The 22233-nt window shown below is 54.1% G+C and carries 24 protein-coding genes and 2 pseudogenes; 14 read left to right on the forward strand and 12 right to left on the reverse strand.

Translation table 11 applies throughout. The features are described 5' to 3' along the window. Positions 1-34: 34 nt before the first annotated feature. On the forward strand, positions 35-430 hold the full coding sequence (locus DXA70_RS05385; RefSeq protein ID WP_128117821.1) for a pyridoxamine 5'-phosphate oxidase family protein: 396 nt from the start codon (positions 35-37) through the stop codon (positions 428-430). Here DXA70_RS05385 and DXA70_RS15335 read toward each other — a convergent pair. Then, entirely contained in the window at positions 418-852 is a 435-nt protein-coding gene (locus DXA70_RS15335; RefSeq protein WP_347553495.1) for a hypothetical protein, read from the reverse strand. The genes DXA70_RS05385 and DXA70_RS15335 overlap by 13 nt on opposite strands. A 35-nt stretch (positions 853-887) precedes the next feature. On the opposite strand from DXA70_RS15335, the gene DXA70_RS15340 reads away from it, so the two are divergent. The 4 genes from DXA70_RS15340 (at position 888) to DXA70_RS13585 (ending at position 3869) form a co-directional block, all read left to right on the forward strand. Further along, positions 888-1289 carry a macro domain-containing protein gene (locus DXA70_RS15340; RefSeq protein WP_347553496.1) on the forward strand — a complete coding sequence of 134 codons (402 nt, stop codon included), beginning with the start codon at positions 888-890 and terminating at the stop codon, positions 1287-1289. Continuing rightward, positions 1234-2151, forward strand: coding sequence for a Sir2 silent information regulator family NAD-dependent deacetylase (locus tag DXA70_RS05395; RefSeq protein ID WP_128117822.1), 918 nt, complete (start codon positions 1234-1236; stop codon positions 2149-2151). The genes DXA70_RS15340 and DXA70_RS05395 overlap by 56 nt, the downstream gene beginning before the upstream one ends. Before the next feature lie 512 nt (positions 2152-2663). Continuing rightward, on the forward strand, positions 2664-3056 hold the full coding sequence (locus DXA70_RS05400) for a hypothetical protein (protein WP_243001119.1): 393 nt from the start codon (positions 2664-2666) through the stop codon (positions 3054-3056). Positions 3057-3602: 546 nt separating this feature from the next. Continuing rightward, a complete protein-coding gene (locus DXA70_RS13585; protein WP_158565135.1) occupies positions 3603-3869 on the forward strand; it encodes a hypothetical protein in 267 nt (88 codons plus the stop codon). Between the two features lie 23 nt (positions 3870-3892). On the opposite strand, the gene DXA70_RS05410 is transcribed toward DXA70_RS13585, so the two are convergent. Next, the gene (locus DXA70_RS05410) at positions 3893-4642 is read right to left on the reverse strand and encodes a GntR family transcriptional regulator (protein ID WP_128117823.1); all 750 of its coding nucleotides are present in this window, start codon (positions 4640-4642) and stop codon (positions 3893-3895) included. A gap of 341 nt (positions 4643-4983) precedes the next feature. On the opposite strand from DXA70_RS05410, the gene DXA70_RS05415 reads away from it, so the two are divergent. Next, positions 4984-6204: a mandelate racemase/muconate lactonizing enzyme family protein gene (locus DXA70_RS05415; protein ID WP_128117824.1), complete on the forward strand. Its 1221-nt coding sequence runs from the start codon at positions 4984-4986 to the stop codon at positions 6202-6204. Between the two features lie 29 nt (positions 6205-6233). Then, positions 6234-7361, forward strand: a complete 1128-nt coding sequence (locus DXA70_RS05420; RefSeq protein ID WP_128117825.1) for a hypothetical protein — start codon at positions 6234-6236, stop codon at positions 7359-7361. 319 nt (positions 7362-7680) lie between these two features. Here the strand turns inward: DXA70_RS05420 and DXA70_RS05425 are convergent. Beyond that, a pseudogene (locus tag DXA70_RS05425) lies at positions 7681-7833 on the reverse strand (DNA cytosine methyltransferase); the annotation flags it as partial. Between the two features lie 147 nt (positions 7834-7980). Here DXA70_RS05425 and DXA70_RS05430 point away from each other — a divergent pair. Continuing rightward, complete coding sequence (locus DXA70_RS05430; RefSeq protein ID WP_243001121.1) at positions 7981-8325, forward strand: hypothetical protein; 345 nt, start codon at positions 7981-7983, stop codon at positions 8323-8325. Here DXA70_RS05430 and DXA70_RS05435 read toward each other — a convergent pair whose 3' ends face one another. Both DXA70_RS05435 and DXA70_RS05440 read right to left on the reverse strand, forming a co-directional pair. Continuing rightward, positions 8326-9645, reverse strand: a complete 1320-nt coding sequence (locus DXA70_RS05435; RefSeq protein WP_128117826.1) for a sensor histidine kinase — start codon at positions 9643-9645, stop codon at positions 8326-8328. Then, positions 9642-10397 (reverse strand): LytTR family DNA-binding domain-containing protein, encoded by a 756-nt coding sequence (locus DXA70_RS05440; protein WP_347553497.1) that lies wholly within the window; start codon positions 10395-10397, stop codon positions 9642-9644. The genes DXA70_RS05435 and DXA70_RS05440 overlap by 4 nt, the downstream gene beginning before the upstream one ends. Before the next feature lie 177 nt (positions 10398-10574). Here DXA70_RS05440 and DXA70_RS05445 point away from each other — a divergent pair, with 177 nt between their 5' ends. Further along, the gene (locus DXA70_RS05445; protein WP_128117827.1) at positions 10575-10997 is read left to right on the forward strand and encodes a response regulator; all 423 of its coding nucleotides are present in this window, start codon (positions 10575-10577) and stop codon (positions 10995-10997) included. Continuing rightward, entirely contained in the window at positions 10994-13096 is a 2103-nt protein-coding gene (locus DXA70_RS05450; protein WP_128117828.1) for a hypothetical protein, read from the forward strand. The genes DXA70_RS05445 and DXA70_RS05450 overlap by 4 nt, the downstream gene beginning before the upstream one ends. 297 nt (positions 13097-13393) lie before the next feature. Here the strand turns inward: DXA70_RS05450 and DXA70_RS05455 are convergent, their stop codons facing one another. Next, positions 13394-13759, reverse strand: coding sequence for a YjdF family protein (locus DXA70_RS05455; RefSeq protein ID WP_128117829.1), 366 nt, complete (start codon positions 13757-13759; stop codon positions 13394-13396). A gap of 20 nt (positions 13760-13779) precedes the next feature. On the opposite strand from DXA70_RS05455, the gene DXA70_RS05460 reads away from it, so the two are divergent. Beyond that, positions 13780-13989 (forward strand): DUF6462 family protein, encoded by a 210-nt coding sequence (locus DXA70_RS05460; RefSeq protein ID WP_128117830.1) that lies wholly within the window; start codon positions 13780-13782, stop codon positions 13987-13989. 95 nt (positions 13990-14084) lie between these two features. Here the strand turns inward: DXA70_RS05460 and DXA70_RS05465 are convergent, their stop codons facing one another. Next, entirely contained in the window at positions 14085-14966 is an 882-nt protein-coding gene (locus DXA70_RS05465) for an Abi family protein (protein WP_128117831.1), read from the reverse strand. A 221-nt stretch (positions 14967-15187) separates the two neighbouring features. Between DXA70_RS05465 and DXA70_RS13750 the strand changes: the two genes are divergently transcribed. From DXA70_RS13750 to DXA70_RS05475, 3 genes are all read left to right on the forward strand, one after another. Further along, positions 15188-15358 (forward strand): hypothetical protein, encoded by a 171-nt coding sequence (locus tag DXA70_RS13750; RefSeq protein ID WP_165852560.1) that lies wholly within the window; start codon positions 15188-15190, stop codon positions 15356-15358. Between the two features lie 36 nt (positions 15359-15394). Then, complete coding sequence (locus tag DXA70_RS05470) at positions 15395-15511, forward strand: integrase DNA-binding domain-containing protein (protein WP_243001122.1); 117 nt, start codon at positions 15395-15397, stop codon at positions 15509-15511. A gap of 151 nt (positions 15512-15662) precedes the next feature. After that, positions 15663-15827 carry a hypothetical protein gene (locus tag DXA70_RS05475; protein WP_158565136.1) on the forward strand — a complete coding sequence of 55 codons (165 nt, stop codon included), beginning with the start codon at positions 15663-15665 and terminating at the stop codon, positions 15825-15827. Positions 15828-15933: 106 nt separating this feature from the next. On the opposite strand, the pseudogene DXA70_RS05480 reads toward DXA70_RS05475, so the two are convergent. The 5 genes and pseudogenes from DXA70_RS05480 to DXA70_RS05500 form a co-directional block, all read right to left on the reverse strand. Further along, positions 15934-17470: pseudogene (locus DXA70_RS05480) on the reverse strand (AAA family ATPase). A 24-nt stretch (positions 17471-17494) separates the two neighbouring features. Beyond that, positions 17495-18931, reverse strand: coding sequence for a VWA-like domain-containing protein (locus DXA70_RS05485; protein ID WP_243001124.1), 1437 nt, complete (start codon positions 18929-18931; stop codon positions 17495-17497). After that, positions 18921-20018 (reverse strand): leucine-rich repeat protein, encoded by a 1098-nt coding sequence (locus DXA70_RS05490; RefSeq protein WP_128117832.1) that lies wholly within the window; start codon positions 20016-20018, stop codon positions 18921-18923. The genes DXA70_RS05485 and DXA70_RS05490 overlap by 11 nt, the downstream gene beginning before the upstream one ends. A 65-nt stretch (positions 20019-20083) precedes the next feature. Continuing rightward, on the reverse strand, positions 20084-20479 hold the full coding sequence (locus DXA70_RS05495) for an FMN-binding protein (RefSeq protein WP_128117833.1): 396 nt from the start codon (positions 20477-20479) through the stop codon (positions 20084-20086). Between the two features lie 48 nt (positions 20480-20527). Next, positions 20528-22186 (reverse strand): glutamine--tRNA ligase/YqeY domain fusion protein, encoded by a 1659-nt coding sequence (locus DXA70_RS05500; protein WP_128117834.1) that lies wholly within the window; start codon positions 22184-22186, stop codon positions 20528-20530. Positions 22187-22233: the final 47 nt, after the last annotated feature.

Genomic DNA, 22233 nt, shown 5'->3' on the forward strand with positions numbered 1-22233 from the left:
CTGTCAAGAAAAACCATGTATGGAGGTACATCTCATGAATAAAGTCGTAGAATTTCTGAACGCAAACCCGGTGCAGTATCTGGCCACCGTAGGCCGTGACGGCAAGGCCAAGTGCCGTCCCTTCATGTTTGCTGGCGAGCTGGACGGCAAGCTGTGGTTCTGCACCAACAACCAGAAGGATGTTTACAAGGACCTGCAGGCAAACCCCAACATCGAGATCTCCGTTTCCAGCCCGGAGTACGCATGGCTCCGTCTGCATGGCAAGGCTGTGTTTGAAAACAACATGACCGCCAAGGAGATGTGCATCGCAAACCCCATCGTGAAGAGCCAGTACGGCGAGGCCACCAACCCCATCTTTGAGGTGTTCTATCTGGAGGATGCCCACGGCATCATTGCAGACTTCTCCGGCAACCCTCCCTACGAGTTCTGATCTGAAAAAACAGCGCAGCAGTCTTCTGAACGGGTAGACTGCTGCGTTTTATAGAAAGGTTTTGAAAGGCAGGCGAACACCATGAACCAGAGTGAGCGGCGAATGAGCTCATTCGGATGCTTTTGAAAGAAAACCCGGAGTATCAGGGACTGCGGATACCGGCAGACGCAGACAGCCAGCGACAGCTTCTGCGGGGCTTGCTGAATATCCGTGAACCACGGCGTATCGGCACAGACTTTCTGCAAATACAGGATGCGTACCTGCAAGAGGAAACTGCCGCAAAAGGCATCACCGATGCGGCTGACCTGACGCTCCTGCAGCCGGGGCTGTACCTCTGGCAGGGGGACATTACCACCCTGAAATGTGATGCCATCGTCAACGCCGCCAACAGCGGCATGACCGGCTGCTACTGCCCGAACCACGCTGTATCGACAACGCCATCCACACCTATGCCGGGGTGCAGCTGCGTCTTGCCTGTGCGGAGATCATGGACAGGCAGGGACACCCGGAACCCACCGGACAGGCAAAGATCACGACCGCATTTGATCTGCCCTGCCGCTATGTGCTGCACACGGTTGGCCCGATCATCAACGGGCAAGTGACAAAAGCAGACAAGGAACTGCTGTCCTCGTGCTACCGCTCCTGTCTGGAGCTGGCGGCAGAGAACGGGCTGGAAAGCGTGGCGTTCTGCTGCATTTCCACGGGAGAGTTTCACTTTCCAAACCAGCTTGCAGCAGAGCTTGCGGTGCAGACCGTCAAAGAATTTCTCAAAAAGCAAACCAGTGTGAAGAAGGTGATCTTCAATGTTTTCAAAGATATGGACAAAAAAATCTACGAACGATTGCTCCGGACCGATTGATACGCTGCGGCAGGTTCTGAGCCATGCCGATGCAGTGGTCATCGGTGCAGGTGCAGGGCTTTCTGCCTCGGCAGGTTTTGTTTACAGCGGGGAGCGGTTCCGGGAATATTTCTCCGATTTTGCCAGCAAGTACGGCTTTACGGATATGTACTCCGGCGGCTTTTACCCCTACCCCTCCATGGAGGAATACTGGGCATACTGGAGCCGCTATATTTACATCAATCGCTATCAGGATGCGCCCAAGCCGGTGTATCAAGACTTGTTTTCCCTTGTGAAAGACAAGGACTACTTTGTGCTGACCACCAACGTAGACCACTGCTTCCAGAAAGCAGGGTTCGACAAAAAACGGTTGTTCTATACACAGGGTGATTACGGTCTGTTCCAGTGCAGTGAACCATGCTGTCAGGAAACGTATGACAACGACAAGCTTATCCGGCAGATGGTGGAAGCGCAGGGGTATATCATTGCACCGGATGGTCAGCTGACCGTACCGGAGAATACCATCCTGAAAACTTATATCCCGTCCGAGCTTGTTCCCCACTGCCCGCACTGCGGCAGACCCATGCGCATGAACCTTCGTGCAGACGATACCTTTGTGGAGGACGTGGGTTGGCACACTGCTGCCGATTGGTACAGCGAATTTCTGCGCCGCCACGAGGGACAGCGTATCCTCTTTCTGGAATTTGGTGTTGGCTACAATACTCCGGTCATCATCAAGTATCCGTTCTGGCGGATGACCGCTAAAAATCCAAACGCATTCTACGTCTGCATCAATCAGGGGCAGGCCATTTGCCCGCCGGAGATCGAGCGGCAGTCTGTCTGCATTCATGCAGATATTGGCGCTATTATAGCGCAATTGTGACCCATAAGAGGACTGGCACCGTCCAGCCCTCTCTCTTTTTGCCAAAGTTTTTGATACATTTTCTTGCATTCTGCCGAAAGCAACGTATTCTCGGATTTTTTTATTGACAAAGCTCGTTTTTTGTGGTAATCTATTCCAACAATTTAATATAACATATTTACTTAGAGTTCCAGCTCGGCTCCCGAAGGAGCCGGAGCAAGTTTTTGACTTTCTTATCGCTATATAACGAACCCGAACCAAGGCCACCCCGGAAGGGATGGTCAGGTTCAGGTTGTTGTGTGGCGATTTTTTATTGCCAAATCTGGCACCGAACCTTGACAACCGCATGACCGTCTGCATGGGATACCCGGCGATGACCCCCAAGTGGGAAAGCCGGAAAACGCCGCCGGAAGGGGGCAGGAAATCCATGCAGAGAGAACGGCTAAACGTTGATTCTTCAGTTACCAGAAAACAACGTGGTCAAATTGACCACATTGATTTTCTGTAACGCCAGTGAAAGGAGGGTCCTCTCCATGTATGTGACAAACGAAGAATGGGAGCAGAACAATCAGGATTATTTGAAAGAATCGTATGAGGAAACGGGTTTTACCACCGGAGGATACGCTATCCGCAAACTTATCTGCGGCGGCTGCGGTCGGGTGTTCTACACCACCATCTACACCAAGAAATACTGTCACAGCTACTGGTGCGGCAATCAGGCCAACAATCGGCGGCAGCGGGAATACCGCCAAATACGCCGTCAAGATTTAGTCTGCCAGTGCTGCGGCGAAAAATTCACGCCCAAACGCGCAGGTGCCCGTTATTGCAGCAATGCCTGTCGGCAAAAAGACTATCGAAAACGTGTTACGGATGCTGCAAGTGCTCAAAATGAGCACTTGGTTAAGCGTAACGCATCTGCCAAATGAAACTCAATCTCCTCCCGAATGCGGGAACGGAAATTCATCGACCTGTTACGGAAAACCAAGTGGTCAAAATGAGCACATCGTTTTCCGTAACGCTGCAAGGTCTGTTGAAAATCAGGTTGCCGAGATGACAACCTGATTCTATCCGTAACGGAATCAGCGGGCCAAAATGGCCCGTTGAAGGGGGTCAAGGGGGAACGCCTTGCCCAGTGATATGATGCTCTGCGTCATATCCTACTGGGTATTATCTGGCGCAAAACGGCGGCAGATCCAGCAGCTCCGCTGCTGCGTTCTCCCACGCCAAGAAGTCGAAACGGAGGGATGTCTATCTGAAACTGACACGACACAACGGACGAGCCGGGACCCACGGCACCTATAACCCCAAGCACAATGACCGGAGTTTCAACCTTGCCAACAGTGAGCACATCGACCCGGAACGAGCCAAAGGCAACATCTACTGGGACTGCTTCCACGGTTTCCGTTCGGCTCTCGACCCACAAGACCCGGACGATCTGGGGGCGACTTTCTCGGATGTGGAATGGCAGTTCTATGAGAGCCGCTATTCGGAGTTCATCGAAAGGCAAAATGAGTGTAACGCCAAGATTCGGTATACTGAACGCTGCCCGCATCCTCGGACTTGTTTTTCAAGGCAATGACAGAGAAAACCGTCGAATTATGAGCTCGCGGGCGGCGTTCACAGATCATCGCAAGCACGATGAAAAAGGTGGAAAGGATGGCGCGCATATCGCCACCAGAGACAAAGTAAGCGACAAAACCTTGGGGTATGATTGCGCCATCAAAGCCGTTATGGAATGATCCTCCGTCATAGGCAGAGCTGCTTATAGTTCGATTTTTCGATCAATCATTTCAATATAGCAACGAGCACAGGTTTCATAATCATGATGAAACAAAGCCTGATATATATCCAGATGAACATCTCTGATTTGGGTAATATCTTTTTGAGTATACATCCTGGCTTGAATACGCTGTTTGAATACAATTTTAAGATACTCTCTAATGGGAACTCTTGCCATATCAAATGCGTTTAATAATAGTTCATTATGTGACATTACACAGATTTGGCGATGAAACATCATATCAGCATCGGCGATCTGATTGAATAAGTCTTCCGGAAGATTCATATCACTGTCGTGGGGAAGACTGAGAACGAGTTTTGTAAAATTAGAGCTAAATTCCTGAAGGCTCGCAAACTCAACCTCTGAAGCATTTTGAATAGCAAGCTCACAACATTTCAATTCAACTCCTCGACGGAAATCACAGACCTGATCCAACAACTCGGGATGCATATAGTAATTAACGCCCTTTTGAATGTAATCATTAAAATTAAATTTTCGAACATAGGTGCCATCACCAACACGCTTCTCCAGTATTCCCATGCCAATCAACTGCTGGAGGGCAACGCGGACAGTCAACTTGCTGACTTTAAAATACTCGGCCAGATCTGCCTCAGAGGGAATTTTTTCATTCAGTTTCCATTTACCGCCCAAAATCGCGTCCTGCATATATTGAACGAGCTGATCATTTACAGATGTGCGTTGAATGATGGTCTTTTCTTCTAAAGGCACCATTGTAGATACTCCTGTTTCTTAAATAATATTTGACAAAGCACCCTTTGTGTAAGGTGAGGAAAATCAGTGAAGCGAAAAAATTCCACCGGTGGACGTGCCGGGCAATTTTAAACAGGCTCTTTCGTTTCAAGTCATCGTCCTGTTCTACAAGCTCTATTTATAAAGATGCCTATGCCTCTGTTAATATTGCACAAAACGCCCGTGGAATGTTTGATAGTTTCGTACATTGACAAGCAATATTGGGACTACTATAATTGGATTATCCGATAACCCAATCGCTCAATCCAACCGGCGTGGCTATCAACCAAACACATTATAAAATGAAAAGGAGAAAAAAGCAAATGAAAATCACAAAAATTGACGTTATGCTCTTCCACCCCATTGAAAGCAGTAATGCCCGCGGAAAAACCGGCGCTCCTGTGAGCTGGGATAATCCCGCGTGGAACCCCGTTGGCTGCCGTGTCTACACGGATGAAGGCATTTATGGTGACGGAGAGGCTGCGATGGCCTATGGCGCCGGCTGCCACGGCGCGTTCGGCATGATCCGGGATCTGGGCAACCTGATCATCGGCATGGATCCCATGAAGAACGAGGTCGTCTGGGAACGCATCTATAAACAGACCTTCTGGGGTCAGAACGGTGGCCCGGTGTTCTTTGCGGGCCTGTCCGCACTGGATATGGCCCTTTGGGATATCCGTGGTAAGGCCCTGAACGCGCCTTTGCACGTTTTGCTGGGGGGCAAGCGTCGTGATCATCTGCGCACCTATGCCAGTCAGCTTCAGTTCGGTTGGGATGACCACATCATTCCTGCTTACTCCACCGAAGCGTATGTCGAGAATGCAAAGAAAGCTGTCGCGGAGGGTTATGACGCCATCAAGGTTGACTTCTTTACCTTCGATAAAGATGGATCGACCTTCAGCGAGGAGCAGCGCACCGGATTGATGAAGCCCTATTATGTGGATCTGGTTGAAGAGCGCGTCGCTGCCGTCCGCGAGGCCATCGGGCCCAAAGTGGATATCATTATGGAGAATCACTCCTTCCTTGACAGCCAGTCCGCGATTCAGCTGGGCCGCCGCATGGAAAAGTATAATATCTTCTGCTTTGAGGAGCCCAATACCCCCAATCCCAAAACCGCGAAGTTGGTTCACGACAAGTTGAATATCCCCATTGCCAGCGGCGAGCGCATCTATACTCGTTGGCAGTACGCGCCTTACTTCGAGGATCAGACGCTACAGATGATCCAGCCTGACATTGGCACCTGCGGAGGCATCACCGAGCTGAAGAAGATTTGCGACATGGCTCATACCTATGACATTGGCGTTCAGGTCCATGTCTGCTCCAGCCCCCTGTGCACGGCCCCTGCGGTTCAAATTGAATCTGTGATCCCCAACTTTGTCATTCATGAGCACCATGTTTTCAACCGCTATGACTATAACCGCCGGCTGTGCAAGTTTGACTATCAGCCGGTTGACGGCAAGTTTGAAGTCCCCAACCTGCCCGGCAACGGCAACGAGTATTCTGAATATGCCCTGACGCACTGCGAGAAATTTACCATCGAGTAATTTTATAAAGGAAAGGCATTGGCGATGACATGGAAAAGAAAAACAACCGGCTCTCTGCCGCGCTAGGGATCACATTTGTGTGGTTTACCACGCAGTTCGGCGGTGGTTTTGCATCTGGCGCTCAGCTGAAAAGCTACTTTATCAATTACGGCATTTGGTGCTTGATTACCTGCATTATCGCACAGGCTATTAATGCTTTTTACAATGGCTATACAGTCTATTATTGCAAAAAGCATAACACCTACAATTACCGTGATTTCTGCGATGGAATTTACGGGAAGTTCGCACCTGTGTTTTCTAATCTCTATGAGATCATTTACATCGTTGTTCTGCTGGTGGTCCCCGCTGTGGCATACGCAACAGGTGGTTCAACCTTATCCACTCTGCTGGGTATTCCCTATATGCTTTGCACATTGATTATCGGCGTCTTCATTTTTGTAGTATCCATTTATGGCACGGCAATCGTCAGAAAGACCGCAACCGCACTCTCTGTGATGATCGTTGTGGGGCTTTTGGTAGTGTTCATCCCTAATATTCTCGCGCAGTGGGATAGCGTCCGATCCAACATTGGAGCGCTTTCCGCGAAACCGGCGCCGATCGGTCCTGCTCTTTTCAGCATGTTTCTGTACGCTACTTCTCAGTCCACCCCTCCGGTCGCAATTTTGTCACAGCACGCAAGTGTTCTGGAGGATAAGAAAGATTCGGCGTTTACGTTTGTTATCGGTTTTCTGGTAAACAGTGCTATGATCTTCATCTCTGTTCTGGGGCTGCTGGCAATTGTAGATTTACCTGAGTATGCGGAATCTTCTTTACCGATTCTGGTTTTGGTACAAAATGGAGTTGGTGGCAGCATCCTGACCCCGATCATATCTATTTTGATTATTCTGGGCAGTGTTTCCACCGCAGTGAACATGGTTTCAGCAGGTACCATTCGTGTTTGCAGTGCCTTGGATAAAGACTTTGACCCAGATGGAAAACCGACAAAAAAAGTGGTAATCGTTACTTTGATCCTCTGCGTTGTGGGCTTCGGTGTTGCACAATTTGGCCTGCTGCCTCTGGTAAACAAAGGGTACGGCCTGCTTGGCTACATGGCCATCCCGGTGATTATCATTCCTTTCCTGATTCACTTCCTGCTTCGCAAACGGATCGATCCCTGACTTTTCATTTTCCAATTCTAGACCTATAGCAATCATCAAATTTGTGACAGGAAGTCCACTCCGTCGAGGCTGTCTCAAAACACATCCAAGAAAAAAGGGGCTGTCGCACTAACGTGCGGCAGCTCATTTTATATATCCAACACAAAACGCCGAGCTTCGAAAAGCTCGGCGTTCGTGGTATAATCAGTTTATGCGACTAAACAAAATAATACAGAGGGATTATACCTCATTTTCGCTGTATTATCAAATCAAACTTCCGCTGGATTTAGAGATTTCTAGAAGATCGGGTCTCCGCAGTGCAGCATCATATTGTCGCCCACATAACGCGGCACATCTCCGGCCACAGGTAGTGTTCATCCGCAAAGCCCCGCCGCTTTCCGGCGGTGGAGAAGGGCTGGCAGGGAAAGCCGCCGAAAATGATGGTGACTGTTTCAAGTCCTGTTTTCTCAAAAAACGCCTCCTTCGTAAAAGTGTTTGGAACAAATGCGCAGCCTGCATCGGCACGATGCAAAACAAATGGGGTTTGGGCACAGCTCAACAAGCATTTTGCAAAGCAAAATAGCATTTGTATGCCTGCCATGTTTTCGTAGAGTGCGCCCTCCACGTTGATGGGCGTACAGTGTCCGTTCCGCTGTTGAACGAAAAACAGCTCGTGGCACGCAGTACGGCTGAAGCTGCTGGAAAGCGGTGTGATCCATACCGTGACGCTGAAACAGACCGAGTGCCGCAAAAGGAACAAAAAATAGCCGCCGCTGTCTACCTGTATCAGGCGGACAACGACGGCGAATGGGGCGAGCTGCGGTTTGACTTTGAGAACGGCACAGCCGAGATAGTAAAACTGGCAGATTGGAACACGACAACGTCCAACATCTTTGCAAAAACGGCGATCCGGTACATACAGGGATTTCCGGAAGCGAGACTGCTGAAATTTGTAGTCGTGCCGTTTTGGAAAGGCTGGACATAATTATCCACGAAGCATGACCTTTGCGCAGAACAGACCGTTCTGATAGGTAAACGTGCTTGCCCCGCCGGTCTTTTCTGCAATATGCTGGACAGACTGGATGCCGATCCCGTTTTCCTTTCGCTTGGACGAGCGGAAGAGCCCGCTTTTTTCGTTGACTTCACCGTCAAATGCGTTTTCCACTTCGACCAAAAGAAGCCGCTCGGCATGGACATACGCGGTGACCTCGATCTTCCGCCGGGCGGGAGCGGTGCGAAGGCTGGCTTCGAATGCGTTTTCCAGAAGATTCGACAGCACCAGACACAGATCGATCTCGTCCACAGGAAGCACCTGTGGTAAGTCGAGTTTGGCACAAAAGGGAACACCCTCACGCTTTGCAAGGGCGCAATAATGGCCGACAACACTGTCCGCTGCACGGTTTTCGCAGAAATTCATATCCAGATCCGGGATCCGGGAGACCGTTTTTGCAAGGTAAGCCTTCAGGTTATCCAGATCTCCTGCCTCGGCCAGTGCGGAGATCTGATTCAGCTGGTGGCGCATATCGTGCCGCGCCTGCCGGGCTTCTTCAATGGCGGCTTTCAGGCTTTGATAGCGCTGCTGCTGCATGGAAAGAAACTGGTTTTCCTGCTGCAATCTTGCATTCCGGTTAAGGCTGGTTGCCATCAGCAGAAAGATCGCATTGAACACGAACATCAAAAATAAAAGCGCGATGCTCATAACGATGTAGACCCGCAAGACCCGCCCTGTCCGGAGCGTCATCTGGTAGCGCGGGGTTATAAAAAGGTTCAGCAGGATGAACACCAGCGGCAGTACCCAGAACACATACCACGTCTGCGCAAAATTGTCATCCTCCACCATTGCGCGCACTGAGTGGGTAGAAGGATAATAGGCGGCGGCAGCGGTCAGCCAGCAGATCACGTTATAAAAAATGCAGGCGCTAAAACAGAACCACGGCTTGTCCGGCGGCAGCTGCAGCCGGATCGTGATTACCGTACCAACGGCGCGGGACAAGCTATTCAGGCACGCAAATACCGCGCAGACCGCCAGCGCGATGGTCCCGGATTTCCAGAGAGAGAGCCGCAGCGTTTTGAGATACAGGAAAATTGTCACAATCGTTATGAGCAGCAAGGGGAACGCGGTCGAGAGACCGAAATGATAGCAAAACAACCCGCCGCCAAGGCAAAGCCCGAACAGCAGCGGCACCTCCCATACCGCAAGCTTTGCGGAAGACTGCTTCAGATAGGAGCGAACCGGAAAATACGCGAGCAGCAGGCCGGGAAACACAACGGTAAGCTCCAGGATCGGGCGCAGAACATCCTTCAACCCACACGCCCCCTTTGCAGCAGAAATTCCATAAACGCCTGTCGGGCGGCTTTCAAAAGCTCGTGACTGACATAGACCTGGCTGCCGTCCGTCATACAGAAGGCGGCATCCTGAAAATCGGCAGCATTCTCCATATTGATGATCGTACCGCGGCCACAAACAAAAAAGCGCGGGTCCTTTTTGAGCGGCTCTGTGAACGCCTTGAAACTCTGGCGCATGGCAAGCGTTTTGCCGGCAGTGGTGCGGATATTGATGATGTGGGCGAAATGCTCGGCGGATATGATATCACGATAGCACAAATGGATGTCGCTGCCATCCACCTTCACCGTCAAAACCGGCTCCGGGCGGGGGAGTTTTGCGAGCATTTCATCCAACAGACCGGACAACTCGGCCTCTGAAAAGGGCTTGACCAAATAATGAAATGCCCGTACCTGAAACCCCTCGAGTGCATGGTCTGTCGAGGTGGTGGTAAAAACCAGAAGACAGTCTGCGTCTGTTTTCCGAAGTTCCTTTGCCGCGTCCATGCCGCTTAAACCATCCATATAAATATCCAAAAATGCGGCGGTAAAACGCTGCTCGTTTTCTGCCGCCAGAAAAGCCTCTCCGCTGTCAAATTCCAGAAGCTCCGCCTCTGTGCCGCGCGCGCGCAGCTGCCGCACCAGGCGCTCCTTCAGTTGCGCGCGCTCCGCATCGAGGTCATCGACGATCGCAAATCTCATGCTGTACCAAGAAGCTATTGTTATAGCTTCCAACCTCCTTTATAAACTCTTTCATCCTGATTATAGCACAGTTGCCCGGTTCTGTCGCAGCAGAAAACGGGATTTCGTGACGGAAACCGGGCTTTCGTGCCAAACAGCTTGAAACAGCCGTATCCGCCCGTATACTAGAGACAGAGAACCTCAACAACGGCAGAAGGAAGGAGGGTCGCTGTGTATCGAATCGCCGTGCTGACAAACAGCAGGGCGCAGGAAGCTTTTTGGGCAGAGCAGATCTTGCAGTTCTGCGCCGAGCATTGTTTATTTCCCCAAATGGACTGTTACCACGATCAGGAAAGCTTTTTTGAAGCCGCACACAACGAGCCGCTGACCAATGCCTTGATCGCCCTGCCGGGGGTGGATGGATTGAATGCAGTAGAGCATCTGCGCGCGCTTTGTCCCCAAACACGCGTTATCTGGTGCAGTGACCTGAATTTTTCGCTCCACGCCTTCCGGCTGCGCGCAGACTACTTTCTGCTGGAGCCAGTGACCGAAGCCGCTTTGCGGCAGGGTTTTTGCATCTGGCTGGATCAAAAAAATCCGGCAGAGCAGCGCCGACCTGACCGCAACGAACACAACAAGGAGAACGACTTATGAAAAAGAGAAAGATCATCCACTCTGCGTTGAGCTTGTCGCTGACCGCAGCATTGTGCCTTTCCATGGCCGCCTGCGGCGGTACGCAGACGCCCGCAGACAGTGTCGCCGCTTCTCAGCCCTCTGCACCGTCCGCCGTGGTGCAGCCCTCTGCTGCGGAGACGACCTCTGCGGCACTGCCTGTGAAGGCCTTGAACCCCAAGCAGGTGGAGGAAAACCCCTACATGGCCAAGAGCGATGCAAACATTCATCACGACGGCTACAACACAGATTCAACGGATGAGATCCTGCCGCTTGCGATCTATCCTGAGATCAACGTTTCCTATGAGACAACGAATGCAAATGCTTCTCCCGCTATCTATTTTGACAGCTACGGCCATGCCGTTGTGCCGCTGCTGGGCGGCATCGCCATCCGCGACCTGAACGCCGAAGAAACAAAAACGCTCGGCTATTTCTCGCCAAAGAAGCATGACGGCGGCGGTTACGTTATCCAGAGCTCCTATACTTTCATGGACGCGTCCAACCGCATCGTCTGCCCCACGAGCAACAATCATGTGCTGATGCTCCGCGCAACAGACGAAAGCGGCAACGTGCTGCCCGAATTTGAAAAGGTGCTGGACATCGACATCAAGGCTGCCGCCGAGGCTGCACTTGGCAAGGAGCTGACCCAGAATCTTTTGTCCGTGGTCTTTGATTATGACGGAAACCTCTGGTTTGCAACGGGCGGCTTCCGCATTTATCCGCAGCGCCAGCAGCAAGGCGTCATCGGCTATATTGCCCGTTCTGCCATTGATGCGATCCTGAATGGCGAGCAGACAGACCTTTCAAAGGCTGTCTTTGTCTACGAGCTGACCCCCGGCGAGGGTGCCGAGAACGGCATCGCCGCCTCCAAGGACGGTGCGGTGATCCTCACCAACCAGAACTGCTATCTTCTGCGTGCAGAAGAAGGCGTAGACGTTGTGTGGTGCACGCCCTATGAGAGCGCGGGTGCAAAGGTGAGCGGCGAAGGCGATAAGACCACCGGCGGCGGTCTTGCCTGGGGCGGCGGCTGCTCTCCCACCCTGACGCCGAACCTTGTGCTGTTCACCGACAATCAGGACCCCGTGAACCTTCTTGCGCTCGATATGAAGACCGGCGAGGTCGTGGCAAGCGCCCCGGTGCTGGATGACCTGCCCGAGGGCTATCAGGTAGCCGTTGAGAACTCTGCCATCGTCTATGACGACGGCAATGGCACCGTCAGCACCATCGTCTGCAACTGGTTTGGCGCGGGCAACGCAGGTCTGGCGGACCCCAACAACGACTCCTCCATCCAGAGCTACGCCAACATCTATGACATGAACTGGCTGACGAAGGGCAACTGCATGATCGCGCCCGGCGTCGAACGTGTCGATACCATCAAAACCGATTCCGGCTATGAGATGAAAAGCGTCTGGTGCCGCAATGACTTGAGCGACACCTCGATTTTCAAGCTCTCCACCGCAACGGGCTATATCTACGGCTATGTGCAGGATGTGACCACCGGGATGTGGCAGTACATCATTCTGGATTTTGAAACCGGCGAGACTGTTTTCACGATGGATGTTTCCAACAAGTACGGCTATAACAACATGGCCATTGGAATGTATGCCGGCAACAGCGGCAATGCGCTCTACTGCCCGACAGGCTATCTGGAACTGCTTCGTTTGCAGGACCGTTTCGTTTATCTGCCCGAAATGCCCTACCGCAAGGTCGATCTTGATCAGGCAGCAAGAAATGTCCTCTCGCAGGAACAGTTTGCGCAGGACGGCGGCGAAGGCACCGTTGCAAGCTGGCGCAACACTGTGACCGTCCGCAACGTCCACCCCAACACCACCATCGCCTTCCGCATGAACGACCTGTCCGGAAGCACCTCCGGTCTGACCCTCTACGCCTATGGCGTGGACGGCAAGCTGGCAAAGGTCGATCCTGCACTGTGGTCGATCACAGACGAGGACGGCAAGGCTGTAACGGAACTTACCGCCGGTACGCTCTATGAGCTGCACGTGACCGTCGCCGATGGCGGCGCTCTTGACCTGAGCGAGACGGAAAAGGAGATCAAAATTTCCGTTGTACTAGCGAAGTAAGACTCAAGGAAGGCTCCGGTGCCAAAAGCGCCGGAGCTTTCTTCAGCCTGTCAAAAAAACACAAAGTCACCTCCCCGTTTCTGATATAATGAAAGAAACAGGGGTGTAAAGCATGCCTTAAATAATTTGCGCCCGTGCCAGCATAAATGCTGATACGGGTGCTTCTCTGTTTTACATATCTTTTGCCGAAGCTGAATACTTCCAGCCCTGCAATGCTTTGGCACACCTGAATCCATCGGCTAACAGCAATAAGTTTGAATTAGTTTCTTATCACTGTTAAGCCAAAGCAAAGGGGCATTATCTGCCCCGATGCTTTTCCTTTCGCTTCTGCTGTTTCAGGTCAAACTGACGCTGCTTTTCTGCTTCGCGTTGTTTACGGCTAAGTGCTTTTCGCACCAGCTTATTTTCTTCTCGCTGCATTTGCAACGCCTGCTGTGACTTTGTACCGATTCCTGTGGCAACTGTTTCCTTTCGGATTTGCCGTTGCAATCGCTTTGGGTTCACAAACTCTTTCTTTACAACTGTCTCAACAGATGGACTGAAGCGCAGCCGACTGTAATTCTTGAGCAGATACTCCCAGACTTCATAGTCCTTTGGTTCTGCACCAAACACGACTTTACACACTGAAAGCTTTCTTCTCTCAACACGTTCAAATACTCCGATCCAGAATGGAGGTTTTGCTTATGGGTCACGCCCGAAAGGACGTTGAAAGAACAAAAATGAACGCGAAAAAGTTTGTCCGCTATCAGGAAGGGGCTGAAAAATACAGTCTTGGTCTGACAAAATTTCAGGAGTTAGCGAAGGAAGCTAAAGCCGTTTATAAAATCGACAAGGTGGCGTTGGTCAACTGCGAGATTTTCGAGCGGTATCTGGAAACCTTCCGCATTGCATAAAAATAGGCCGGAGGAAAATCCCCCGGCTCCAGACCGCCCACAGTGTTGCGCTGCATAGCAGCTCGTGGGAGAAGTCACCTTTATTCTATGCAAAATTAGAGCTTTTCTTTCCAGTCATCCCGGAAGCCGTAATAATCCATTCGCACAAACGGATATTTTTCCGTCAATGCAATGACGGCTTCCTTCATTTCCGCAAAGTTCTCAGCAGGCAGAAGCCTTCTCATGATGAGGAAGAACCCGAAGAAATGGGCATTATCCATTGTGCCATCTTCCCGGCGGATCAGCAACGCCTGTTCTTTTTTGTTGAGGGAAGGCTTTTGTTCAAAGAGACGATTGTAAATGCGGCTCCCGTGTGCGCAAAGATTGCGGATAATCGTCATGCTGTGCATATACTGCCCCAGAATTTCTGGGCCGCGATTCATAGTAAGCCCGAACCGATGGGCAATTGTTTCTTTGAGCGGACGTTCGGAAATGGAATACAGGAAAGAAATGTCGGAGATCGTCAGCAAATCAACGTAGGCCCAGAGCGGAATCTCTTGGTGCAGGTCGTTGATGAAGTGCTTTAAGTAGGCTTCGTGAGCCAGCCGCTGACGCTTCTGCTGGTTGGCTTTGTCGATGATTTCTTCATGTTTTGCCTGATTGGAGAAATTTGCGGTATCCAGATAGCCCAACGGCCCATACACTTTTGTAAATTCATAGGCATAGATGGACTTTATCTGTACCTCAATGGTTTCGATATGGTGCAGGATGATATGACGGAACTCGTGGTCGAAATTGTAAATGTCCTCGATATTTTGGAACGTGGCAGACTTCGCAAAAACATCGTTCTTGCGGAGCGTCAGAGAATAGCCGCTGACACGGTAATAATTGTTCCGCAGCAGAAAATCCTTTGCTTCGGATTCATCCTCGATGGTAAGGCCTCGTGAACGAAGAATCTCGATTTGTTCGTCTATCGTTTTGAAGTCCTTGTCTGCCATGAAAAATCTCCTTTATAAGCAAAACGCCCCCAAGTGTGCATACGCTATGCGCAGAGGCCTGGGGGAGTTGTTACCATTATAATAGCAAATCAAGGACGAAATGTCAATGAGCAGAGTGTGAACTTTCGATTTTTCGTAAAAATTTTCAAGAAAGGCTTTTTGCAGCTTGACTTCCTGTCACACGGAAAGTATACTGGTGCTGTGGAGGTATGAGAGCAGCTATGGCAAAGATGGGACGACCAAAATCCGAAAATGCAAAAAAGAAAACCTTGAGCATTCGGGTGGAGGATGCCCTGTATGAACGTATCTGCAATTATGCCGAACAACATCAACTGACTGTAACAGAAGTTGTCTTGCAGGGGCTGGACAAAGTTTTGTCCGACCTTAAATAGTATCAAGCCCTTCTTCTTTCGGGAAGGAGAATTGATATGGCAACGACACGAAAAGACCTGCGGGGGCGTACCCTGCGAAAAGGCGAGATGCAGCGCAGCTCCGATAAGCGGTATGTGTATTCCTACACAGACCCGCTGGGGCGGCGCAAATAACATATTTTTACATATTCGTTCAGCCCCCCTGCGCTGTGAGATCTTCGAGATAATGCGCGAATACGTTGGGGCAAAGCACAACAAAGCTTGAAACTTCTTGATGAACCAAGAAGATTCAGGCTTTTTCTTTTGATGAAACAAAACGCCCCCGGTGGGCAACGCCCTGTTCGTGGGCATCAAGGTTGGCCGCACCACGCTGGCCAAGGTGATGCCCTACATGCTCATGTACTATGCAGCCATCATCTTGGGCCTGCTGCTGGTCACCTACATCCCGGCAGTGTCCATGGTCCTGCCCCAGGTCACCGGGCTGGTCTGAGTTCTTTTTTCAAGCGACATTTTCAATCTTCTTCTCCAAAAAAGGCGGCATCCTCTGCACGGGAGGATGCCGCCTTTTGGCGTTTTCTCTTACATTTTGAAACGGCTCAGATGCCGCCGTGGCGCCGCTCTTCCGCCGCCAGCTCCTGCTGGAGGGCCGCTTTGCGGTGGTCCAGCAGCAGGTCCTTGTTGTACTGGAAGTACCTCTCACAGCCGTTCTCGGTAATGAACGCATGGGCCGCGGGCGAGAGGGTCAGCTCGGTGACGAACACCACCATCTCCTGGCTCTCGGCAAAGGCCTGCTCCATGAAATCAAAGGCGGCTTCCAGCGCGGCGGAAGCCGTGTTCTGGGCATTCTCCCGCTCCTCGGCAAGGCTCTGGAACTGGGTGCGGAGCAGGTCAAACGCGGGCTGCGTGCTCACGGCCTTGGCACGGCGGAGCTCCGCTCCCAGGCACGGAGAACGGCATACACCCGCAGGCGGGTGTTCAGCGCGTCCCGGCTCAGCAGGCCGGCGGCCCGCTGCTTCTGGGTCTCGGCGTCGTAATCGGCCACCATCTGGCTGAAATAGACCGCCGGGCCGTCCGGGATATCCTCCGGCACCGTGGCAAAGCCCTGCTTGGCCTGCCGCAGGAACGCATAGCAGGCATCTGCCACGGCGTCCTGCTGGCGGGAGGCCGTAAAGCGGGTATCAAGGCCCGCCAGGATCAGGCTGACCAGACTCAGACGCTCATCAAAGGGCGCGTTGAGGAGCCGCGCGTAGACAGCAGGCTTGACCTGCCCGGCCAGAATGTCTTCCACACCGTAATCGTCGCGGTACTTGTAGTAGAGGTCAAGGTAGGCCGAGAAGTCCTCGGCGATCTTCTGGTGCTGGATGTACTCCCGGATGAGGTCTTCGTCTGCTTTCAGGCCCAGCGTCTCGTAGGTGTCCAGCAGGTTGGAAAGGTCCTCCCAGCCGCGGGCGGTGACAAACTGGGTGCCGTCCACATCGGCGTTGATTTGGTAGAAGTTCTGCGGGTGCAGCTCCAGATAGCTCAGGATGGCGCTGTGGATGCGGGCCCCGCGGGCGTAATCTTTCCAGACCGAGAGGTCGGGCTGAATGTCCATCCGGCGGACACGGTCCAGGGTGACGATATCGAAATCCCGGACGGATTTGTTGTACTCCGGCGGGTTGCCTGCCGCCACGATGACCCAGCCTGCCGGCACCGCCTGGTTGCCAAAAGTCTTGCACTGCAAGAACTGCAGCATGGTGGGGGCCAGCGTCTCGGACACACAGTTGATCTCATCAATGAAGAGGATGCCCTCAGAAAGGCCGGTGGCCTCCATCTTGGCGTACACGCTGGCGATGATCTCGCTCATGGTGTATTCCGTCACCGAGACATCCTTGTCGCCATAATGGCGCTGGCGGATAAAGGGCAGGCCCACGGCGCTCTGGCGGGTGTGGTGGGTGATGGTGTAGGCCACCAGCGCCACACCGCACTCCCGGGCCACCTGCTCCATGACCTGCGTTTTGCCAATACCCGGAGGCCCATCAGCAGGATGGGCCGCTGGCGGATGGCCGGGATGGCGTACTCGCCCAGAGCATCCTTGGCCAGGTATGCCTTGACGGTATGCTCAATTTCTTCTTTGGCACGTTTGATGTTCATAGCAAACTCCTCACGCATTGTGATTCACGAATTATTGAGGTCGCGGTAGAGGTCGTCCTCCTCGCTCATGGCCTCGGCCAGCGCCGAAGCCGACCGGGCCGCCGGGCCCGCAAACTCTTCCTCGTCCAGCACCACTTTCATGGCCCAGGGCGGTACATTGGCATCGTCGAACCGCTCCCCCAGAAAAAGGAACGCGGCTTCATACGGCGGGCGGCGGGCCGGGTAGGTGCCCATTCCGTCCGTAAAGTAGAGCAGGCCCCGCAGGTTGGTGAACTGCTTTTCGGCACACAGGCGATCAACATACTCGAACGCCGGGCGAAAATCCGTTCCGCCGCCGCCCCGCAGCTGGAAATGGTTCATGGCATGGATGAGCTCGTCTTCATTGCGGATGAGCAGGTCCTGCTGGACGGTGTTGTCCGCCTGGATCAGGTGCAGGTTCATCCGGTGGAAGAAATTTTCCCGCCCTTTCAGCAGGGTGTAGGTCTCGGCCAGGAACGCCCGCACCAGCTCGCCGGAGGTGGAATAGCTGGTGTCAATGACGAGGGCCAGCTCCTCGATTTTCTTACTTTCCCGGGTCTCCAGCGGCTCAATGAGAGGCATGTTGCCGTAGACCGAAAGGCCGTAGGTATAAAAGTTCAGATCAAATTCATCCGGGTCAAGGTGCACTTCCTCCCGGGTGATGCAGAACCGGCGCAGGAAATCTTTGTAGCTGCGGCGGCTGCGGTTGGCGGCCTTGACCTGCTCCTTGAGCGCGTCGGCCCCCTCGCCCGCCTCTTTATCCCGCAGCTCCAGCTCGGTCTGCATCCGCTCCCCGATCTTCTGCCAGGTCTTCTGGGGCAGGGGCGTGGGCATCTGCTGGGGCTGCTCCGGGGCGTCCTTGGGCCAGAGGCGGTGGTCGTCGGTGTAGAACTCCCGCTCCAGCTGGCGGAGCACGCCAGGCGTCTGGCCCAGCAGCCAGCGGTAGGTGGGGGCAGCCGCCACCACTTTCTGCCCGGCTTTGATCTCCTCATAGGCGTGCTGACGGACATAGCTTAGCGGGCGCCGGACGCTTTTGCGGCCCAGCCCGTCGATGACATTTTCCACCGCGATGTCACAGGCCAGGTGCCACAGGCGCTTGTCCCGCCGCCCTTTGGTCCACAGGTGGCGGAAGATGCAGTGGAACACCGTGTGTAAGTACAGGCGGTTGAGGTATTTCGGGTTTTCCTTGTACAGCCGCAGCAGGGCGCTGGGCTGATAGCAGAGGATGCGGCCATCGGTGGCCAGCACCCCGCACCGCTCGTCCGGGGTTGGGCTCAGGGCCGAGAGGGCCATATCCAGAAATCGGAAGTCCAGATACAGCCCGCTGCGCACCACGGCCAGCACCTCGCCGCCCATCCGCGCCTGCCACTCCTCATGGGTCTCGGGCCGTTTGGACTCGAACGGCTTACGCGGGTCGAAGAATTTTTCCTTTTCAGAAATCAAAATCGTACCTCTTTTTGTTGGGCCGGGCCGCAAACTTTTTGTGCTCGGCGTCGGCCAGCAGAGCGGCAGCAGAAGCGTTGTCGGCCTTGGCCGCCAACGCCGCACCCGCGGCAAAGGCGTCTTTATCAAACACACCCAGCGCCAGCAGGGCCCGCAGGCCGTCCATGTCCTGCGCTTTCAGTAGCCGGGCAAGCACCCGGCCCGTGTTGGCCGCCAGAAAAGCCCGGTAATGCTCGGCAGCGGCACTGCTCAGGCTCCAGGGCCAGCGCAGACGGTCAAAGCAGAGCATGGCCATAATGTTGGCGTCATCCGCGTCGTGCCCCTGCGGGAAGATGGCGTCGTATTCGACCGGGAGGAATTTCCCATCCAAAAAGCACTGTCTGTAATGATACCCCTGCCCCGAAAACGTGTGGAGCAGAATGTGCGCGGGAGTCTCCTCAATGTCTTCCCAGTAGGCGGGGTACCACAGGCCCGCGAGGGGCCGGACCTCTCCCTCTGGCCAGAATAGCGCCTGCACCGCCTCGGTAATGCAGGCCACCAGCGCAAACAGGCCGGTGTCCTGCTCCGGCCGGGCCCGGATGACCAGCGTTTCCAGTGCAAAGCAGTTGAGGAAGACATCGCTGCCCATGGTCAGCTCCCCCGCCCCGGCCGAAAGGCGGCGCAGGCGGCGGCAGTTGTAAAAGGCACAGCTCCCGATGACCCGCAGGCTCCCGGGCAGGACCAGCTCCTCCAGAAAGCTGCCGCAAAGGGGATGGAGGGCTTCTTCCCCGCTCCGGGCGGCAGTAGAGGCTTCTCCGTCCCCGAAGTCCAGATCATACCGGGCATGAGAAGCGCCCGTCAGATCGCGTCCAAAGGCCCGCAGGAGACGCGCGGTGCCGTCCGGCTCCACCGCATAGCGGCAGAGCTCTTCCGGCGCAGGCAGACCGCGGGGCTTCTCGGAGAAGCAGTAATCCCCCAGCTCAGTGATGGTCAGCGTGCCCCCCTCCGGGGCGGGCAGAGCCTCCGGCAGGGTGATGCAGGGCTCATCCCCATACACGCGGACGAGGCGGGCCGTATCGTTTTTGAAAGGCAGAACATCCAGAAACATAAAAAACTCTCTCACAACAAAAAACTGCCGCACAGTCTCGCCGTGCAGCAGTCCAAATCAAAGCGTTATTCCTGCACGGCCTGTGCAAGGCAGGCATCCATAGCGGCCAGCACCGCGTTGCTGGTCATGGTAGCACCCGAGACCGTGTCCACACCTGCCGTGCCGCCGGCATCCAGCAGGCTGCGGGCAAGGCTTTCCGCCGCCTTGCCGCCCACTTCGGGTGTCTCGTCGCCCGCGTCGATCTGCACGTTGGTCACTTTGCCGCCCGTAATGTTGATCATCACGGTTACTTCGCTTTTGTAGCCCTGTGCGGAGGCGCTGTAGGCACCATCGGCATAGGTATCCGCGTTGTCGGCTGCGGGAACAGTGCCCGTACTGGCGATATACAGCGACAGGACGATGCCAAGGGCCACATCCAGGATCGCCATAAGGATCACGTTCCGGGTCATATGCTTTTTCATCGTATCGAAATTGCTCCTTTGGAGAAATTTTGCGTCCGGCCGCGCTGCTTACTTGGCAGGTTTGAAGCTGTCACGCAGGGTGACAACACGGTTGTAGACGCCGGGGTTCTTGCTGTCCGGGGTGAAGAAGCCGGTGCGGACGAACTGGAACTTCTCGCCCGGCTTTGCGCCGGCCAGAGCCTCTTCCAGCTTGCAGCCCTTGCGTGCCACCACGCTCTCGGGGTTGAGGTAGTCCTTGTAATCGCTGCCCTCGGGGATGGCGTTCATGTTGGCCTCGGTGAAGAGCTTATCGTACAGGCGTACCTCGGCCTCCACGCAGTGGGCCGCGCTCACCCAGTGGATGGTGCCCTTGACCTTGCGGCCATCGGCAGGGTTTCCGTTGCCCGTCTCGAGATCGGCGGTGCAGTGGATGGCGGCAATGCTGCCGTCAGCATTCTTGTCCACGCCGGTGCACTTGACGAGATAGGCACCCATCAGGCGGACCTCACCACCCACGGTCAGGCGCTTGAACTTCGGAGGCGGTACCTCGGCGAAGTCCTCGTTCTCGATCCACAGCTCCTTGGTAAAGGCCACCTTGCGGGTGGTGGTATCGTTGGCCTCACGGTTGGGGTTGTTGGCCACATCGAAATACTCGGTCTTGTCGGCGGGGTAGTTGTCCACGATGAGCTTGACGGGCTCCAGCACGGCAATGCGGCGCTGCGCGGTCAGGTCCAGCTCGCTGCGGATGCAGGCCTCCAGCTGGCGCATGTCGATGAGGTTATCGGACTTGGAGATACCGGCCTCCCGCACGAACGTAAAGATGGAGCTTGCGGTGTAGCCGCGGCGGCGCAGGCCGCACAGGGTGGGCATCCGGGGGTCATCCCAGCCGTCCACAATGCCCATCTCCACCAGCTCACGCAGGTAGCGCTTGCTCATAACCGTATTGGTCATATTCAGGCGGGCAAATTCACGCTGCTTGGGGAATTCGGTGCCAAAAATATTTTCGATGACCCAGTTGTACAGCGGGCGGTGGTTCTCAAACTCCAGGCTGCACATGCTGTGGGTGATGCCCTCGATGGCGTCCTGGATGGGGTGGGCGAAATCGTACATCGGGTAGATGCACCACTTGCTGCCCTGGCGGTGATGCTCGGCGTACTTGATGCGGTAGATGGCCGGGTCACGCATGTTCATGTTGGGGCTGGCCAGGTCGATCTTGGCACGCAGGGTCTTCTCGCCCTCTTTGAACTCGCCTGCACGCATCCGGCGGAACAGGTCCAGGTTTTCTTCCGGGGCGCGGTCCCGCCACGGAGAGGGGCGGGAGGGCTTGCCGGCATCGGAGCCGCGGTACTCACGCATCTCATCACGGCTCAGGTCGTCCACATAGGCCTTGCCCTCTTTGATGAGCTTCTCGGCGTACTCGTAGCATTTGTCAAAGTAGTCGCTGCCGTAGAAGATGCCGCCGTTGGGGTCGGCACCCAGCCAGTGCAGATCCTCGATGATGCTGTTGACATACTCCTCTCCCTCACGGGCGGGGTTGGTATCGTCCAGGCGGAGGTTGAATTTACCGCCGTACTGGTTGGCGATGGACCAGTTGATGTAGATGGCCTTGGCGCTGCCGATGTGCAGGTAGCCGTTGGGCTCCGGCGGGAAACGGGTGTGGATCTCCTTGACCTTGCCCTCCGCAAGGTCCGCGTCGATGATATCCGTCAAAAAGTTTTTATCTGCCATGGTGGCCTTCCCCCTTATCAGGGCATAGCTGCCCGAATGTTACACTT

Origin of the sequence: Faecalibacterium sp. OF04-11AC (genome assembly GCF_003460645.1) — a bacterium.
Taxonomy (GTDB): Bacteria; Bacillota; Clostridia; order Oscillospirales; family Ruminococcaceae; genus Faecalibacterium; species Faecalibacterium prausnitzii_I.